The 17530-nt window shown below is 65.4% G+C and carries 14 protein-coding genes; 5 read left to right on the forward strand and 9 right to left on the reverse strand.

The window, feature by feature from the left end; all coding sequences use genetic code 11:
* Position 1: 1 nt before the first annotated feature.
* From wspF to ABOC32_RS26555, 7 genes are all read right to left on the reverse strand, one after another.
* Positions 2-1015, reverse strand: coding sequence for a Wsp signal transduction system protein-glutamate methylesterase WspF (gene wspF, locus ABOC32_RS26525; RefSeq protein ID WP_426809458.1), 1014 nt, complete (start codon positions 1013-1015; stop codon positions 2-4).
* Entirely contained in the window at positions 1012-3309 is a 2298-nt protein-coding gene (locus ABOC32_RS26530; protein ID WP_426809459.1) for a hybrid sensor histidine kinase/response regulator, read from the reverse strand. Before ABOC32_RS26530 ends, wspF begins: the two co-directional genes overlap by 4 nt.
* Positions 3306-3971 (reverse strand): chemotaxis protein CheW, encoded by a 666-nt coding sequence (locus ABOC32_RS26535; RefSeq protein WP_426809460.1) that lies wholly within the window; start codon positions 3969-3971, stop codon positions 3306-3308. The genes ABOC32_RS26530 and ABOC32_RS26535 overlap by 4 nt, the downstream gene beginning before the upstream one ends.
* A complete protein-coding gene (locus ABOC32_RS26540) occupies positions 3968-5242 on the reverse strand; it encodes a CheR family methyltransferase (RefSeq protein ID WP_426809461.1) in 1275 nt (424 codons plus the stop codon). Before ABOC32_RS26540 ends, ABOC32_RS26535 begins: the two co-directional genes overlap by 4 nt.
* The gene (locus tag ABOC32_RS26545; RefSeq protein ID WP_426809462.1) at positions 5239-5745 is read right to left on the reverse strand and encodes a chemotaxis protein CheW; all 507 of its coding nucleotides are present in this window, start codon (positions 5743-5745) and stop codon (positions 5239-5241) included. The genes ABOC32_RS26540 and ABOC32_RS26545 overlap by 4 nt, the downstream gene beginning before the upstream one ends.
* Positions 5746-5750: 5 nt before the next feature.
* The gene (locus ABOC32_RS26550) at positions 5751-7373 is read right to left on the reverse strand and encodes a methyl-accepting chemotaxis protein (RefSeq protein WP_426809463.1); all 1623 of its coding nucleotides are present in this window, start codon (positions 7371-7373) and stop codon (positions 5751-5753) included.
* 393 nt (positions 7374-7766) lie between these two features.
* Positions 7767-8450, reverse strand: a complete 684-nt coding sequence (locus tag ABOC32_RS26555; protein WP_426809464.1) for a tellurite resistance TerB family protein — start codon at positions 8448-8450, stop codon at positions 7767-7769.
* A 216-nt stretch (positions 8451-8666) separates the two neighbouring features.
* On the opposite strand from ABOC32_RS26555, the gene ydcS reads away from it, so the two are divergent.
* The 5 genes from ydcS to ABOC32_RS26580 all read left to right on the forward strand — a co-directional run bounded on the left by ydcS (position 8667) and on the right by ABOC32_RS26580 (position 14147).
* Positions 8667-9818: a putative ABC transporter substrate-binding protein YdcS gene (gene ydcS / locus ABOC32_RS26560; protein ID WP_426809465.1), complete on the forward strand. Its 1152-nt coding sequence runs from the start codon at positions 8667-8669 to the stop codon at positions 9816-9818.
* A 146-nt stretch (positions 9819-9964) separates the two neighbouring features.
* Positions 9965-10996: an ABC transporter ATP-binding protein gene (locus ABOC32_RS26565; protein ID WP_426809466.1), complete on the forward strand. Its 1032-nt coding sequence runs from the start codon at positions 9965-9967 to the stop codon at positions 10994-10996.
* A 1-nt stretch (position 10997) separates the two neighbouring features.
* The gene (locus tag ABOC32_RS26570; RefSeq protein WP_086978830.1) at positions 10998-11909 is read left to right on the forward strand and encodes an ABC transporter permease; all 912 of its coding nucleotides are present in this window, start codon (positions 10998-11000) and stop codon (positions 11907-11909) included.
* The gene (locus ABOC32_RS26575; RefSeq protein WP_426809467.1) at positions 11899-12705 is read left to right on the forward strand and encodes an ABC transporter permease; all 807 of its coding nucleotides are present in this window, start codon (positions 11899-11901) and stop codon (positions 12703-12705) included. The genes ABOC32_RS26570 and ABOC32_RS26575 overlap by 11 nt, the downstream gene beginning before the upstream one ends.
* A gap of 17 nt (positions 12706-12722) precedes the next feature.
* Entirely contained in the window at positions 12723-14147 is a 1425-nt protein-coding gene (locus ABOC32_RS26580; RefSeq protein WP_426809468.1) for a gamma-aminobutyraldehyde dehydrogenase, read from the forward strand.
* 126 nt (positions 14148-14273) lie between these two features.
* Here ABOC32_RS26580 and ABOC32_RS26585 read toward each other — a convergent pair whose 3' ends face one another.
* Together ABOC32_RS26585 and recJ are read right to left on the reverse strand one after the other, a co-directional pair.
* Positions 14274-15380, reverse strand: a complete 1107-nt coding sequence (locus ABOC32_RS26585) for an NADH:flavin oxidoreductase/NADH oxidase (protein WP_426809469.1) — start codon at positions 15378-15380, stop codon at positions 14274-14276.
* A 435-nt stretch (positions 15381-15815) separates the two neighbouring features.
* Complete coding sequence (recJ, locus tag ABOC32_RS26590) at positions 15816-17525, reverse strand: single-stranded-DNA-specific exonuclease RecJ (protein ID WP_426809470.1); 1710 nt, start codon at positions 17523-17525, stop codon at positions 15816-15818.
* Positions 17526-17530 lie beyond the last annotated feature (5 nt).

The following is a 17530-nucleotide window of genomic DNA, read 5'->3' on the forward strand; positions in this document are numbered from 1 at the left end:
GTCATTTTGCGAAAAAGTCCATCAAGCGCCCGGCGATGCGTTCCAGCGGGCGAATTTCCACTGCGGCATCGATTGCCGCGGCGGCCTTGGGCATGCCGTACACTGCGCTGCTGGCCTGGTCCTGGGCAATGGTCAGAAAGCCCTGCTGACGCATCAGCTTCAGGCCCTGGGCGCCGTCGCGCCCCATGCCGGTGAGCAGCACGCCCACCGCATCGCCATTCCAGTAACGTGCCACGCTCTCGAAGAACACATCGATCGAGGGCCGGTAGATTTCATTGACAGGTTCGGCAGTGTAGGCCAGTTGGCCATTCTGTAGCAGCCGAATGTGGTGGTTGGTGCCGGCCAGCAATACCTGGCCCGGCTGCGGTGGCTCGCCTTCACGGGCCAGGCGCACCGGCAGGCCGGCTGCGCTGCTGAGCCACTCGGCCATGCCTGCGGCAAACACCTGGTCCACATGCTGGACCAGCACGATGGCCGCCGGAAACGCTGCCGGCAAACCCTTGAGCAGCACTTCGAGGGCTGCCGGGCCACCCGCCGACGAGCCGATCGCCACCAGCCCGCGACGCTGCGAGGCCTCACGCAACGGTGCGGCCACCGGCCTTGCGGCTGGCGTGCGGTGCTGGCCGACCAGCCAGCCGATATTGAGGATCTTGCGCAGCAGTGGCGCCGCCGCTTCGCGGGCATCGCCAGCGCCCAGCGCCGGGGTATCGACCACGTCGAGGGCGCCATGGCCCATGGCTTCGAACACCCGGTGCACGTTCTGTTTGCGGTCGACCGTGACGATGACGATGGCGCACGGGGTTTCGGCCATGATCCGCCGGGTGGCCTCCACGCCGTCCATCACCGGCATGATCAGGTCCATCAGGATCAGGTCCGGCAGTTGCTCGGCGCAACGCTGCACTGCCTCGGCGCCATTGCTGGCCACCCAGACCACCTGGTGTGCAGGCTCGAAGGCAACCGCCCGACGCAGCGCCTCGACGGCCATGGGCATGTCATTGACGATGGCGATCTTCATCCTTGAGCACCTCCGATCAGCTCGACTACAGCCTCCAGCAACGCATCGTCATGGAAACTGGCTTTCGCCAAATAGTAGTCGGCGCCAGCATCCAGGCCACGCCGTCGGTCTTCCTCACGGTCCTTGTAGGACACCACCATCACCGGCAGCGATTGCAGGCGCTGGTCGCGACGCACCAGGGTGACCAGTTCGATGCCGTCCATGCGTGGCATGTCGATGTCCGTGATCAGCAGGTCGAAGTCCTCGCTGCGCAGGGCGTTCCAGCCGTCCATGCCATCTACCGCCACCGCCACGTCGTAGCCACGGTTGCCCAGCAGCTTGCGTTGCAGTTCGCGCACGGTCAGCGAATCGTCGACCACCAGGATGCGCTTGCGCACCACGCCACGGGCGCCGCTGCTGCCGCGCTCGACGCGCTCCAGGCTGCCGGTGCTGAGCAGTTTCTCCACCGAGCGCAGCAGGTCTTCGACATCGACGATCAGCACCACCGAGCCGTCATCGAGCAAGGCGCCGGAAGAAATGTCCTGCACCTTGCCCAGCCGTGGGTCGAGCGGCATCACCACCAGCACCCGCTCACCTATCAGCCGCTCCACGGCCACGCCGTACAGTTGCTCGCGTTCACGGATCACCACCACCCGCAGGCTGCCGTCCTGCGCCTGGCCGGCCGGCCGGTTCAACAACTGGCTGGCCGCCACCAGGCCGATAAGCCGGCCTTCGTGCCAGAAATGCTGACGCCCTTCGATCTGCACGATCTGCTCGGTGGTCACCTCCAGCGTGCGTTCGATGTGGGCAAGCGGGAAGGCATAGGCCTCGCCACCCACCTCGATCACCAGGCTGCGCACCACCGACAGGGTCAATGGCACCTGCAAGTGGAAGCGACATCCCTGCCCCGCCACCTGGGTCAGCTCGATGGAGCCGCGCAGCTCGCGGATCATGTGTTGCACCGCATCCAGCCCCACGCCGCGCCCGGACACCTCGGTGACCTTGTCGCGGAGGCTGAAACCAGGCAGGAACAGGAACGTCAGCAGTTCCGCATCACTCATTCGCGCCACCGTGTCGGCAGGCGACAGGGCGCGCTCGACGATGCTGCTGCGCAAGCGCTCCAGGTCGATGCCGGCACCATCGTCGATCAGCTCCAGGCTGAGCATGCCGGCCTGGTGCGAGGCGCGCAGGCGAATCACGCCCTCCTCTGGCTTGCCCGCCAGCAGGCGACGCTCCGGCAACTCGATGCCGTGGTCGACCGCGTTGCGCAGCAGGTGGGTCAGCGGTGCTTCGAGCTTTTCCAGCACATCGCGGTCGACCTGGGTCTTTTCCCCGTCTACCGACAGCTGTACCGGTTTGCCCAGCGAGCGGCCAAGGTCTCGGACCATACGGCTCTGGCCGGTCAGCACATCGGCGAACGGCCGCATCCGGCAGGCCAGGGCGGTGTCGTACAACAACTGTGCACGCTGGCTGGCCTGCCAGCCGAATTCGTCCAGATCGGCGGCCTGCTGCTGCAAGATCTGCTGGGTTTCGGCCAGCAGGCGCTGGGTTTGTGCCAGGGCTTCGAGCACCTCGCTGCCCTGGCCACTGTCCTCCAACTGCATGCGCAGGCCGTCGAGCGCCTGCATGCCCTGGCCATGCATGCGCTTGAGGCGCTGCAAGGTGGCCAGGTAAGGTTTGAGCCGCTGGGTTTCCACCAGCGACTTGCTGGACAGGTCGAGCAGGCTGTTGAGGCGGTCGGCGGTGACCCGCAGTACCCGCTCGGCACCTTCGCCGCCGCGTTTGCCCGCCTTGCGGCGCGGGGTCGGCTCGGGGTCGGGTTCCAAGGCTTCCAGTGGCAACGCCGTAGGCTCGGCTGGCAAGTTTGCCAGCGGCAGGTCTGGCAGCACGGGCACTGGCGGCGGCACGGCTGGCATGGCCACAGCCCCTGGGTCGAGCAGGCTGGCCATCTGCGCCAAAAATACCGGCAGGATCGCCTGCGCCTCGACGTCGCCGGGTGTGGCGATACGCATCAGCAGGTCGGTGCCTTGCAACAGCGCGTCGATGTGCTCGGCACTCAGGCGCAAGCGGCCCTCCTGTGCCGCTACCAGGCAGTCTTCCATGACGTGGGCGACGCTGACGCCGGCATCCACCCCAACGATGCGCGCCGCGCCCTTCAGCGAGTGGGCGGCGCGCATGCAGGCCTCGAGCTGGTCAGCCTGGGTAGGGTTGCGCTCCAGCGCCATCAGGCCGGCGCTGAGAACCTGGGTCTGCGCCTCGGCCTCCAGGCTGAACAGTTCGAGCAACGATGCGTCGCGCATTTGCTCTGGGGTCATGACAGGCTCCGCTGCACGGCAGACAGTAAGTGTTGATCGTCCAGCACGCGCACGCTGCGTCCGCGCCACTGCAGGACTGCGGCGGTGAAGCGTGTGGCGTCCTGGCCGCTGCCCAGCAGCGCCGGGTCTAGCCGGTGGATACCGTCGATTTCCTCAACGGCCATCACTACCGGACCACCTTCTGCCGCCAGAATCAGCATGCGTGGCATGGCCCGACCGCTGCGTTGCTCGGCGGTGTCGGCCTGCACACCCAGCAAGTCAGCCAGTGACAGGCACGGCACCAACGCACCGCGCACATTGGCAACCCCCTGCAGCAGCCGCGAGCGCTGATGCGGCAGCGAATGCACCGCCTGCAACGGGGCGATCTCGGCCAGGCTGGCGGTGGCCAGCGCCAGCCACTCTTCGCCCAGGCGGAACAGCAGCATGGAACGGCCGGTGTTTTCCTCCACCGGCTGCGCCGGCGCAGCCTGGTGGTCCTGCATCAGCGCGTAGCGGTCAAGCAGCCGGGTGGCCGCAGCCGCATACACGTCGCAGTTTCGGCAGTGGACATGCCGCTCCAGCAGCGGGCACTGCTTGTCGCCGTGCACGCCAATGCGGTTCCAGCAGTCGTCGATGTGCGCGTCATTCTCGGCCAGCAGTTGCATCGCCGTTTCACCCTTCATCGTTCAGGCTCCCTGCCAACCCGGGCAGCGCGGTCCTGCAAGCGCCGGGCGCCGGCCAGGTCACCCTGGGACGCCAGCAGGGCCGCCAGGTGTACCAGCGCCTCGGGGTGCTGCGGCTCCAGGTACAGGGCTTTGCGATAATGGGTCAGCGCCTGCTGCGCATCGCCTTCGGTATCACTGAGCAGCCCCAGCCAGTAGTACACCTGCGCCGACGGCGCGAACTGGCCCAGGTAGCGCTGGCATTCGCCACGCGCCTGCTCGCTGGCGCCGGCATTGGCAAGCCGGGCGATGCTGGCCAGCAGCTCGCTCGCACCCTCGCGCGCATGCTCGCGGGCCGGCGCTGGCTTGGGCGCCATCGGCAGTACACGCAGCGGGCGCGGCAGCGGCGCGGCGGGGGGCGGATAACCCGCCGTTGCCAGAGGCGGCACGGTGCGCCGTGCGGGTTGCACAGGGGCCACTGCCAGCGGGGCATTGCCACCCTCCTGGCGCACATAGGCGAACGACTGGGCGATCCCCAGCGGGCGCATGCCCAGCCGCGCCAGCAAGCTGCCTTCGGCCGGGCCGATGAACAGCACACCCTGCGGATGCAGCAGGCGCTTGAGCACCTCGAATACACGCTGCTGGGTCGGCACGTCAAAATAGATCAACAGGTTGCGACAGAACACGAAGTCGTACAGGCCGTCGCGGCTGGCCAGCGCGGGGTCGAGCACGTTGCCCACCTGCAGGCTGACTTGCTGCTGCACCCGACCGTGCAGGCGGTGGCCTTCCTCGAGGGCATCGAAGTAGCGCTCGCGAAAGCCCAGGTCGCTGCCGCGAAACGCATTGCGCCCATACACGGCCTGCCCGGCCTTGGTTACCGAACTGGGGCTGATGTCCATGCCATCGATCAGAAACGCCCCAGGCGCAATGCCCGCGTCGAGCAAGGCCATGGCCAGCGAATAGGGTTCCTCGCCGGTCGAGCATGGCAGGCTGAGCAGGCGCAGTGGGCGTGCCCCGGCCAGTTCGGCCAGGCGCTTGTGGGCCAGGCTGGCCAAGGCGGTAAAAGACTCCGGGTAACGGAAGAACCAGGTTTCCGGGACGATCACCGCCTCGATCAACGCCTGTTGCTCATCCGCCGACTGCTGCAGGCGCAGCCAGTAATCGTCCAGGTCGGTGGCGCCCACGGCCCCACAACGCTGACGCAGCGCGCGTTCGACCATGGGCGTACCTACCGACTCCACGTCCAGGCCGATGCGCTCGCGCAAGAAGCGGAAGAAACGCTGTTCGTTCATGTCGGCATCCCTGTCGGCTCGTCCGTGTACAGCAGGTGGTGCACGGCATCAGGCAGCAGATCGTTGACTTCGATGCGCTGCAGCAGGCCCTGCTCATCCTGGCGCACCGGGCCCAGGTACGGGGCTTCGCCGCTGTCCACGCCATAAGGCTGGAACTCGTCCGGGTGGCAACGCAGGGTCTCGGTGGCCTGCTCCAGGATCAGGCCAAGCTGCAAGCCGCCACGGTAATGCACCAGTACCAGGCGGGTACTGGTGCGGTGCGCCGCCGGCTGGCCAAAACTCAGCGCGGCAAGGTCGATCACCGGAACCAGCTGGCCACGGTGGGCGAGGATGCCCGCAACCCAGGCAGGTGCCTGGGCAATCGGCTTGAGCGGCTGGCGCGGCAGCACCTCGATCACCTCGTGCACGCTCAGGGCAAAGCGCTGCTCCCTGAGGCGAAACTGCAGGTACAACGCGCCCTTGGTGTTGTGCGCGGGTGCTGCGCGCGGTGGCAAGTCGTTCATCGCGGTCAGACTTTGAAGCGCGACACGCCGCCACGCAGGCCGGCGGCCACCTGGCTCAGTTCATCGATGGCAAAACTGGCCTGGCGCAGCGACTCGACGGTCTGGGTACTGGCATCGCTGAGCTGGGCCAGCGCCTGGTTGATCTGCTCGGCGCCGGTGGCCTGGGCCTGCATGCCTTCGTTGACCATCAGCACACGCGGCGCCAAGGCCTGCACCTGGTGAATGATCTGGCTGAGCTGCTCGCCCACCTGCTGCACCTCGAACATGCCACGGCGCACTTCTTCGGAAAACTTGTCCATGCCCATGACCCCGGCCGACACCGCCGACTGGATCTCGCGCACCATCTGCTCGATGTCGTAGGTGGCCACGGCGGTCTGGTCGGCCAGGCGACGCACTTCGGTGGCCACCACGGCAAAGCCACGCCCGTACTCGCCGGCCTTTTCCGCTTCGATGGCGGCGTTGAGCGACAGCAGGTTGGTCTGGTCGGCAACCTTGACGATGGTCACCACCATCTGGGTGATGTTGCTGGCCTTTTCGTTGAGGATGCCGAGCTTGGCGTTGACCAGGTCGGCAGCGCCCATCACCTGGTGCATGGTCTCTTCCATGCGCGCCAGCCCCTGCTGGCCAGAGCCGGCGAGGCTGGAAGCCTGATCAGCGGCGGAAGTGACTTCGGTCATGGTGCGCACCAGGTCGCGCGAGGTGGCGGCAATTTCCCGCGAAGTGGCGCCGATTTCCGTGGTGGTGGCGGCGGTTTCGGTGGCGGTGGCCTGCTGCTGCTTGGACGTGGCGGCGATTTCGGTCACCGACGTGGTGACCTGCACCGACGAACGCTGGGCCTGGGCCACCAGGTTGGCCAGCGCCTCGGCCATTTCGTTGAAGCCGCTTTCGATGGCGCCGAACTCGTCCTTGCGGTCCAGGCTCAGGCGCATGCTCAGGTCGCCGGAGCGTAGCCTGTCGAGGGCATGCACGATGCGCTGCATGGGGGCGGTGATGGCACGCATCAGCAACAGGCCGCAAATGCCGGCGGCGACGATGGCCAGCAGCAGTGAAACCACCATGCTGCCCTTGGCCGTGCTCACGGCGCTGACAATTTCGCTGGTGGCCGCCTCGGCCGACGCCCGATTATTCTCGATGACTTCGTTCAGGTGCTTGCGCCCGTCAACCCATGCCGGGGTCAGTACCTCGATGATCAGCCGTTCGGCTTCGGCGTAGTCATGCTGACGGTAAGTGTCCAGCACCTGGCCGACGATCTTCATGTAGGCCTGTTCCTGCTGCACGAAGTTGTCGAAGCGGGTCTGGTCGTCTTTGTCCTGGATGGTGGCCTGGTAACTGGCCATGTGCTGCCTCAGCCTGTCTTCGAAGCTTTTGAACAGCTCCATGTCGGCCGAGGTGATTTCGCGGCGGTTGGACAGGCCCACCAGTTGCTGGCTGGTGACATAGCTGTCAACCCAGGCGCTGCGGATCATCGAGCTGTAGTAGACCCCGGGAATGCTGTCTGTCCCTACCGCCTCTTCGGCGGTTTCGATGGTCACCAACCGCGAGTAGGCGGCCACGATCATCAGCAGCATGATGGCGATGATCACGGCGAAACTTGCCAGGATCCGTTGGCGCAAGGTCCAGTTTTTCACATTCAGCCCTCAGGAATTCACAACGAGCGGGAAAAATCGCTGAAGTATAGCCCAGAGGCCTTACAGATTTGCGGGCGAAATACGGCGATGGGGGAAATGCACTCATGTGCTTGCCATGACATCTTGTGCGCCTGCCAGACCGAGCGCCGCCCGCGCGGCGCATCGCGAGCTGCGCTCGCTCCTACGTTTGTTTCGGGCCAATTTTTCCTGTGGGATTTGTGCGCGAACGCTTTGGCGCAGCGCTCGACATCGAGTCGTACCAACAAGGCGGTCGCGCGCGCCTGTCACAGGCTTGACTGGCCCGAAACAAACGTAGGAGCGAGCGCAGCTCGCGATGCGCCGCGCGGGCGGCGCGCGGTCTGGCAGGCACAGAAAATGTTGTGGCGAACGCTGCTACCGCGCTACCGCTTCTCCAACCTGTACCTCCAGCTCCCGGCGCAAGCCCGGGTCCAGGCGCAGTTGGCGGGCCAGTTCGTCCAGGTAGGCACGCTCCATGAAGTTTTCCTGGTCGACCATCATCACGCTGGCCAGGTACATCTCGGCGGCCATTTCTGGCGTTTGCGCGGCACGGGCCACTTCGGCCGGGTCCAGCGGTTTGTTCAGTTCGGCATGCAGCCAGTGCTGCAGTTCACGGTCGCTGTCCTGGCGGGTGAACTCGCCCTCGATCAGCGCCCGCTCGCGCTCGTCGATATGGCCATCGGACTTGGCCGCCGCCACCAGCGCCCGCAGCACTGCCTGGCTGTGCTGCTCAGCCTGGGCGGGCGGCAGGCGGTCGACGGTTTGTGGTTCGGCTGCAGCCCCCTGCTGGTTGGCCTGCCAGTTGCCGTAGGCTTTATAGGCCAGCACACCCAGCGCGGCCAGGCCGCCGTAGGTCAGGGCTTTGCCGCCGTACTTGCGGGCTTTCTTGCTACCGAGCAGCAGGCCTAGCGCGCCGCCACCCAACAGGCCGCCACCGGCACCGGACAACAGCCCGCCAAGCCCACCGGCAGCGCTGCCGGACTTTTTGGCGCCGCCTTGTTTTTCAAGCATCTGCTGGCCGGATTTGAGCAGTTGGTCAAGCAAGCCGCGGGTGTTCATTCGTGTGTCTCCACGCAAGAGAATTCAACCGCCAGAGTAAGGCTTGGCAGAACGCACGCCATCGTGGATTTGCTTCCGGATGTTGCATTGGCTGGCAAAAAGCCAACTAGACTCGATATCGCCAATACCTCGCGCGACCGCACTACGCTTATAACAATCGCTTCACGGCTTGCTTGATGACTGCCCCGAACAAGATCGCCAAAAAGAGGGAACACCATGTCAGTGCACAAGACCGCATTGCTCGGCGCCATGACGGGCGCCGTGCTGGCCAGCGCCAGCCTGCAGGCTGCCGAACCGCCCAAGGCCCTGGGGCCTGGCGAGGGGCGCCTGGATATCGTCGCCTGGCCCGGCTACATCGAGCGCGGTGAAAGCGACAAGGCCTACGACTGGGTGACCGGCTTCGAGAAAGAAACCGGCTGCAAGGTCAGTGTGAAGACAGCCGCCACCTCGGACGAGATGGTCAGCCTGATGACCAAGGGCGGTTATGACCTGGTCACCGCCTCGGGCGATGCCTCGCTGCGGCTGATCGTGGGCAAACGCGTGCAGCCGATCAACACCGCCCTGATCCCCAACTGGAAGAACATCGACCCGCGCCTGCAAAACGGTGGCTGGTACGTGGTCGACAAGCAGGTATACGGCACCCCGTACCAGTGGGGGCCGAACGTGCTGCTGTACAACACCAACACTTTCAAGCAGGCCCCTACCAGCTGGGGGGTGGTGTTCGAGCCGCAGAACCTGCCCGACGGCAAGCCGAACAAAGGCCGCGTGCAGGCCTACGACGGGCCGATCTACATCGCCGACGCGGCGCTGTACCTGAAGTCGGCCAAGCCTGAACTGGGCATCAAGGACCCCTACGAGCTGAACGAGGAACAGTACAAGGCCGTGCTGGAACTGCTGCGCCAGCAGCAACCGCTGATCCACCGTTACTGGCATGACGCCACGGTGCAGATGAGCGATGTGAAGAACGAAGGCGTGGTTGCCTCCAGTTCCTGGGGCTACATGGTCAATGGCCTGAAGGCCGAGAACCAGCCGGTGGCCTCGACCATTCCCAAGGAAGGCGCGACCGGCTGGGCCGACACCACCATGCTGCACAGCGAGGCCAAGCACCCCAACTGCGCCTACAAGTGGATGGACTGGTCATTGCAGCCGAAGGTGCAGGGTGACGTGGCGGCCTGGTTCGGCTCGTTGCCAGCGGTGCCGGCGGCGTGCACCGGCAGCGAGCTGCTGGGCGCCGAGGGTTGCAAGACCAACGGGTTCGACAACTTCGACAAGATCGCCTTCTGGAAAACCCCGCAGGCCCAGGGGGGCAAGTTCGTGCCGTATAGCCGCTGGACCCAGGACTACATTGCGATCATGGGTGGGCGCTGAGGTTGCCTGAATGCCTGTGCCGGCCTCTTCGCGGCGGTTCGACGTCTCGATGAACCCGCTCCCACAGGTTTGCGCTCTACCTGTGGGAGCGGGTTCACCCGCGAAGAGGCCGGCACAGGAGAAACATTGATGTCCGGAGCCCCCGCATGCCCCTAGCCGTCCAGTTCACCCAGGTTTCCCGCACCTTCGGCGAGGTCAAGGCTGTCGACCAGGTCAGCATCGACATCATCGATGGCGAGTTCTTCTCCATGCTCGGCCCTTCCGGCTCGGGCAAGACCACCTGCCTGCGCCTGATCGCCGGCTTCGAACAACCCACCAGTGGTTCGATCCGCATTCACGGCGTCGAGGCCGCTGGCGTGCCGCCCTACCAGCGCGACGTCAACACCGTGTTCCAGGACTACGCGCTGTTCCCGCACATGAACGTGCTGGACAACATCGCCTATGGCCTGAAAGTGAAAGGTGTGGCCAAGGCCGAGCGCCACAGCCGCGCCGAAGAGGCCCTGGCCATGGTGGCCTTGGCCGGCTACGGCGCGCGCAAGCCGGCGCAGTTGTCCGGCGGCCAGCGCCAGCGCGTGGCCCTGGCCCGTGCCTTGGTCAACCGGCCACGGGTATTGCTGCTGGATGAACCCCTGGGGGCGCTGGACCTGAAGTTGCGCGAACAGATGCAGGGTGAGCTGAAAAAGCTGCAGCGCCAGTTGGGCATCACCTTCATCTTCGTCACCCACGACCAGACCGAGGCCCTGTCGATGTCCGACCGGGTCGCGGTGTTCAACCGCGGCCGTATCGAACAGGTCGACACGCCGCGCAACCTGTACATGAAGCCCGCTACCACCTTCGTCGCCGAATTCGTCGGCACCTCCAACGTGGTGCGTGGCGAGCTGGCCATACAGCTCAACGGCACCCCGGCGCCCTTCTCCATCCGCCCCGAGCACATCCGCCTGGGCGAGCCCGTGGTGACCAGCCATGAAGTGCAGGTCAGCGGCTTGTTGCGCGATGTCCAGTACCAGGGCAGCGCCACCCGCTTCGAGCTGCAACTGGACAGCGGCCAGCTATTGGCGGTAAGCCAGGCCAACGACCGATGGCAAGCGCAGGCCCAGGCCTGGCAGCCTGGGCAACGGGTGCTGGCACACTGGCCTCGCGAGGCCATGACGGTGCTGCAGGAAACCGAGGCCCGCTGACATGAGCACACTGCGCAGCCTGTCCAACCTGCTGTACCGGCGCCCCAACCTGTACCTGGCACTGCTGCTGGTCCCCCCGCTGACCTGGTTCGGCGCCATCTACCTGGGCTCGTTGCTGAACCTGCTGTGGCAGGGTTTCTACACCTTCGACGACTTCACCATGGCGGTGACCCCGGACCTGACCCTGGGCAACTTCGCCGCGCTGTTCAACCCGTCGAATTTCGACATCATCCTGCGCACCCTGGGCATGGCGGTGGCCGTGTCGCTGGCCAGCGCGGTACTGGCCTTCCCCATCGCCTACTACATGGCGCGCTTCACCAGCGGCAAGACCAAGGCGTTTTTCTACATCGCGGTGATGATGCCGATGTGGGCCAGCTACATCGTCAAGACCTACGCCTGGACCCTGCTGCTGGCCAAGGGCGGGGTAGCCCAGTGGTTCGTCCAGCAGTTGCACCTGGATGGCCTGCTGCAAGCGGTGCTGGCCGTGCCGGGCGTGGGCGGCAGCACGCTGTCGACTTCCCACCTGGGGCGCTTCATGGTGTTCGTGTACATCTGGCTGCCGTTCATGATCCTGCCGATCCAGGCCTCGCTGGAGCGCCTGCCGCCTTCGCTCCTGCAAGCCTCGGCAGACCTTGGCGCCCGGCCTGGGCAAACCTTCGTGCAGGTGATATTGCCGCTGTCGATCCCGGGCATCGCTGCCGGCTCGATCTTCACCTTCTCGCTTACCCTGGGCGACTTCATCGTGCCGCAGCTGGTCGGCCCGCCCGGTTACTTCATCGGCAGCATGGTCTATGCCCAGCAAGGGGCGATCGGCAACATGCCGATGGCCGCCGCGTTCACCCTGGTGCCCATCGTGCTGATTGCCGTGTACCTGTCCATCGTCAAGCGCCTGGGGGCCTTCGATGCACTCTGAAAAAGCGTCAACAGGGCTGCGCCTGGCGGCCTGGGGCGGGCTGCTGTTCCTGCACTTCCCGATCCTGATCATCTTCCTGTACGCCTTCAACACCGAAGACGCGGCATTCAGCTTCCCACCCAAGGGCTTTACCCTGAAGTGGATCGGCGTGGCCTTCGCCCGGCCCGATGTGCTGGAGGCGATCAAGCTGTCGCTCCAGGTGGCTTGCCTGGCCACGCTGATTGCCCTGGTGCTCGGCACACTGGCGTCGGTCGCGCTGTATCGGCGCAGCTTCTTCGGCAAAGAGAGCATTTCGCTGATGCTGATCCTGCCCATCGCCCTGCCCGGCATCATCACCGGCATCGCCCTGCTCTCGGCGTTCAAGACCTTGGGCATAGAGCCCGGGGTGTTCACCATCGTGGTCGGCCACGCCACCTTCTGCGTGGTAATCGTCTACAACAACGTGATCGCCCGCCTGCGGCGCACCTCGCAAAGCCTGATCGAAGCGTCGATGGACCTGGGCGCCGATGGCTGGCAGACCTTCCGCTACATCATCCTGCCCAACCTCGGCTCGGCACTGCTGGCCGGTGGCATGCTGGCGTTTGCCCTGTCGTTCGATGAAATCATCGTCACCACCTTCACCGCCGGCCACGAACGCACCCTGCCGATCTGGCTGCTCAACCAGCTCAGCCGCCCGCGCGACGTGCCGGTAACCAACGTGGTCGCCATGCTGGTGATGCTGATGACCATGCTGCCAATCCTTGGCGCCTACTACCTGACCCGTGGCGGCGAAAGCGTCGCGGGCAGTGGCAAATGACCCTGGAGGAGTCCCCGATGCAAACGCAGATGCTGATCAATGGCCAACTGGTCGCCGGCCAAGGCCCAGCCTGGACCGTGCTCAACCCGGCGCTGGGAACCGCCCTGGCGCAGATCAACGAAGCCACCGAGGCCCAGGTGGACAGCGCCGTGCGCGCCGCCGACCAGGCCTTCGACAGCTGGTCGCAAACCAGCCCCAAGGACCGCTCGCAAACCTTGCTGGCGCTGGCGGATGCCATCGAAGCCCATGGCGATGAGCTGGCCCGGCTGGAGTCGCAGAACTGCGGCAAGCCCCTGAGCGCCGCGCTGAACGACGAAATCCCGGCGATTGCCGACGTATTCCGCTACTTCGCCGGTGCGGCGCGTTGCCTGGGCGGCTTGGCGGCCGGCGAATACCTGCCGGGCCACACTTCGATGATCCGCCGCGACCCGTTGGGTGTGGTTGCCTCCATTGCACCGTGGAACTACCCGTTGATGATGCTGGCCTGGAAGATCGCCCCGGCCCTGGCAGCCGGCAATACAGTGGTGATCAAACCCTCCGAACTGACCCCGCTGACCGCCTTGCGCCTGGGCGAGCTGGCCCAGGACCTGCTGCCACCGGGCGTCCTGAACATTCTTTTTGGCCGCGGCCAGACCGTCGGCAACCCGCTGGTCAACCATCCCAAGGTGCGCATGGTGTCGCTGACCGGCTCGATCCCCACGGGCGCGCACATCATCAGCGCCACCGCCGACAGCGTGAAACGCATGCACATGGAGCTGGGCGGCAAAGCCCCGGTGCTGGTGTTCGACGATGCCGACATCGACGCCGCCATCGACGGCATCCGCACCTTCGGCTTCTACAACGCCGGCCAGGACTGCACCGCAGCCTGTCGCCTGTACGTGCAGGACGGGGTCTACGAGCGCTTCGTCGAGCGCCTGGGTGAAGCCGTCGCCAGCCTCAAGCCTGGCCTGCAAGAAGCCGAGGACACCGAGCTGGGGCCGTTGATCAGTGCCCAGCACCGCGACAAGGTCGCAGGCCTTGTGCAGCGGGCCATCGCCCAACCGCACATTCGCCTGGTAACCGGTGGCAAGGCGATTGATGGCGAGGGTTTCTTCTTCGAACCGACCGTGCTGGCCGATGCCCTGCAGGACGACGAGATCGTGCGCAACGAAGTGTTCGGCCCGGTGGTATCCGTCACCCGCTTCAAAGACGAAGCACAGGCGCTGGAATGGGCCAACGACTCCAACTACGGCCTGGCCTCATCGGTGTGGACCCGCGACACCGGGCGCGCCCACCGCCTGGCGGCGCGCTTGCAGTATGGCTGCACCTGGGTGAATACCCACTTCATGCTGGTCAGCGAAATGCCCCATGGCGGGCAGAAGCATTCGGGGTATGGGAAGGATATGTCGATGTATGGGCTGGAGGACTACACCTGCGTGCGGCATGTGATGATCAAGCACTAGCCCGAGGCTCTAGCCACTGGCCTCTTCGCGGGCTCGCCCGCTCCCACAGGTACATCACAATCCTCAAAGGCTGTGAGGTACCTGTGGGAGCGGGCGAGCCCGCGAAGAGGCCGGCACAGGTAGAACCTAATCGCGCAGGTCGGACTCGTGAATCGGGTTGGCGCGGCTGGTCGCGCGCTGGTACTGCGCAGGCCAGGTCGCCTTGTTGCCGCCCAGGTCGTCGTCGGCGTGCAGTGGCCAGTACGGGTCGCGCAGCAGTTCGCGGGCGAGGAAGATGATGTCGGCCTGGCCGGTGCGCAGGATGTGCTCGGCCTGGGCCGGTTCGGTAATCATGCCCACGGTGCCGGTGGCAATTTCCGACTCCTTGCGCACGCGTTCGGCGAAGCGGGTCTGGTAGCCGGGGCCGGTGGGGATCTCGGCGTTTACCGAGGTGCCGCCAGAGGACACGTCGATCAGGTCCACACCCAACCCTCGCAGGCGGCGGGCCAGTTCGACGGTTTCATCCGGGTTCCAGCCGTCCTCCACCCAATCGGTTGCCGATACCCGAACCAACAGCGGCAATTCGTTCGGCCATACCTTGCGCACCGCCTCGACCACCTGCAAGGTCAGGCGGATGCGGTTTTCGAAGCAACTGCCGTACTCGTCGCGGCGCTGGTTGCTTAACGGTGACAGGAACTGGTGCAACAGATAGCCATGGGCAGCATGGATTTCCACCACCTTGAAACCGGCCTTCAAGGCGCGCTCGGTCGAGGCGACGAAGGCTGTGATCACATCCTGGATCTCGTCCTGGGTCAGCTCATGTGGCGGTGTGTGTTGCGGATCGAACGCGATCTTCGACGGGCCTACTGGCTGCCAGCCGCCCTCTTCCAGTTTGACGCTGCCTTGCTTGCCCAGCCATGGGCGATAGGTGCTGGCCTTGCGCCCGGCGTGTGCCAGCTGGATGCCCGGCACGGCCCCTTGGGCGGTGATGAAGCGGGTGATGCGTTGCAGCGGCACAATCTGGGCGTCGTCCCACAGGCCGAGGTCTTCGGCGGTGATACGGCCATCGGCGGTCACCGCCACGGCTTCTGTGATTACCAGGCCGGCGCCCCCCACAGCGCGGCTGCCTAAATGGACAAGGTGCCAGTCGTTGGCCAGGCCATCGATGGCAGAATACTGGCACATCGGCGAAACCGCGATGCGGTTGGGCAGGGTCAACTGACGCAGGGTGTAAGGCTCGAGCAGCAGGCTCATGAGGGCACCTCCCAAGGACTCCAATGGTGATCCGGCCCGGACACTCAATTGCACGTCCCTGGCCCAGGTCCGGTCATAACTTCAGACTAGACCAGAATGGGTGGGGGGGAGGTTCCATGGGATTTTGGGTGGGATGCTGGGTGGTTGGCTCGAAAGTGATGTCGCCTGTGAGATCGAGCGCCGCCCGCGCGGCGCATCGCGAGCTGCGCTCGCTCCTACGTTTGTTTCGGGCCAGTCATGCCTGTGAAAAACGCGCGCGACCGCCTTGTTGGTACGACACGATATCGAGCCATGCGCCAAAGCGTTCGCGCGCGTTTTTCACAGGAATAATTGGCCCGAAACAAACGTAGGAGCGAGCGCAGCTCGCGATGCGCCGCGCGGGCGGCGCACGATTTCCGCCACACCACAAAAATCAAGGTGAACCCCGCGAGCCCCTCAGCGCGGCTCCATGTGGGCAATCATCAACTGCACACTTTCATTGCCACGAAACTCGTTCACATCCAGCTTGTACGCCAGTTCGACCCAGCGCACGGTCGGGTTCGGCCACACTTCGCGGTCGACGCCGAAGGCGATGCCATCCAGTCGCACCGAACCACACTCGCTCTTGAGCACCACCTTCAGGTGCCGCTCGCCCACCACGCGCTGCTCCACCAGCTGGAACACGCCGTGGAACAGCGGCTCGGGGAAGTGCTGGCCCCAAGGCCCGGCATGGCGCAGGGCCTTGGCCAGGTCGAGGTGGAATTCCTCCACGGCCAGGCTGCCATCGGACAACAGCCGGCCTGTCAGGTCTTCCTCGCGCAGCTGGCGCCGGACTTCTTCGTCGAACGCCTCGGCAAAGGCCGGGAAATTACCCTCAGGCAACGACAAGCCCGCAGCCATGGCATGGCCGCCGAACTTGCTGATCAGCTGCGGGTGACGCGCCGCCACGGCATCCAGTGCATCGCGAATGTGAAAACCTGGTACCGAGCGCGCCGAACCTTTGAGCATGCCCTCACCCGCATCAGCGAACGCGATGGTTGGCCGGTGATAACGCTCTTTAAGACGCGAAGCCAGAATACCGATCACACCCTGGTGCCAGTCGGCATCGAACAGGCAAAGGCCATAGGGCATGGACTCGACCGGCAGGTCCTTGAGCTGGGCCAGGGCCTCGCGCTGCATGCCCTGCTCGATGGACTTGCGGTCCTGGTTCAGGTCGTCCAGCTGCTGGGCCATGTCCTGGGCCAATGCCGCGTCTTCGCACAGCAGGCATTCGATGCCCAGGCTCATGTCGTCCAGGCGACCGGCGGCGTTCAGCCGTGGGCCGAGGATGAAACCCAGGTCAGTCGAGGTGATGCGCCGGTGATCGCGGCGGGCCACTTCGAGAATCGCCTTCAGGCCTGGCCGGGCGCGACCGGCGCGGATGCGCTCGAGGCCCTGGTGCACCAGGATGCGGTTGTTGGCATCCAGCGGCACCACGTCGGCGACGCTGCCTAGCGCGACCAGGTCGAGCAGTTCACCGATATTCGGCTGCGGCTGCGTCTCGTAGCGCCCCAGGCTGCGCAGGCGCGCGCGCAGGGCCATCAGCACATAGAAGATCACCCCTACCCCGGCCAGCGCCTTGCTCGGGAACGTACAGCCCGGCTGGTTGGGGTTGATGATGGCGTCGGCATCGGGCAATTGCTGGCCCGGCAGGTGGTGGTCGGTGACCAGCACCTTGAGCCCGGCGGCCTTGGCTGCCGCCACACCCTCGACGCTGGAAATGCCGTTGTCCACGGTGATCAGCAGTTGCGGCTGACGCTGCAGCGCCACCTCGACGATTTCCGGGGTCAGGCCATAGCCGTATTCGAAGCGGTTGGGTACCAGGTAATCGACGTGGGCTGCCCCCATCAGGCGCAGGCCCAGCACCCCGACCGTGCTGGCGGTGGCGCCATCGGCATCGAAGTCGCCAACGATAAGAATGTGCTGGCGCTGGTCCAGCGCCTCGACCAGCAGGTCGATACCGGCCTCGATGCCCTTGAGCTGCTGGTACGGCAGCAGGCGCGCCAGGCTTTTGTCCAGTTCGGCCTCGGACTGCACGCCGCGCGCGGCGTACAGGCGGGTCAGCAAGGGTGGCAAGTTACCCAGAAATGGCAGGGTCGGCGGCAGGGGGCGAGGTTCGATGCGCATGGGTC

It is taken from the genome of Pseudomonas sp. WOUb67, from assembly GCF_050058005.1.
Lineage (GTDB): Bacteria > Pseudomonadota > Gammaproteobacteria > Pseudomonadales > Pseudomonadaceae > Aquipseudomonas > Aquipseudomonas putida_R.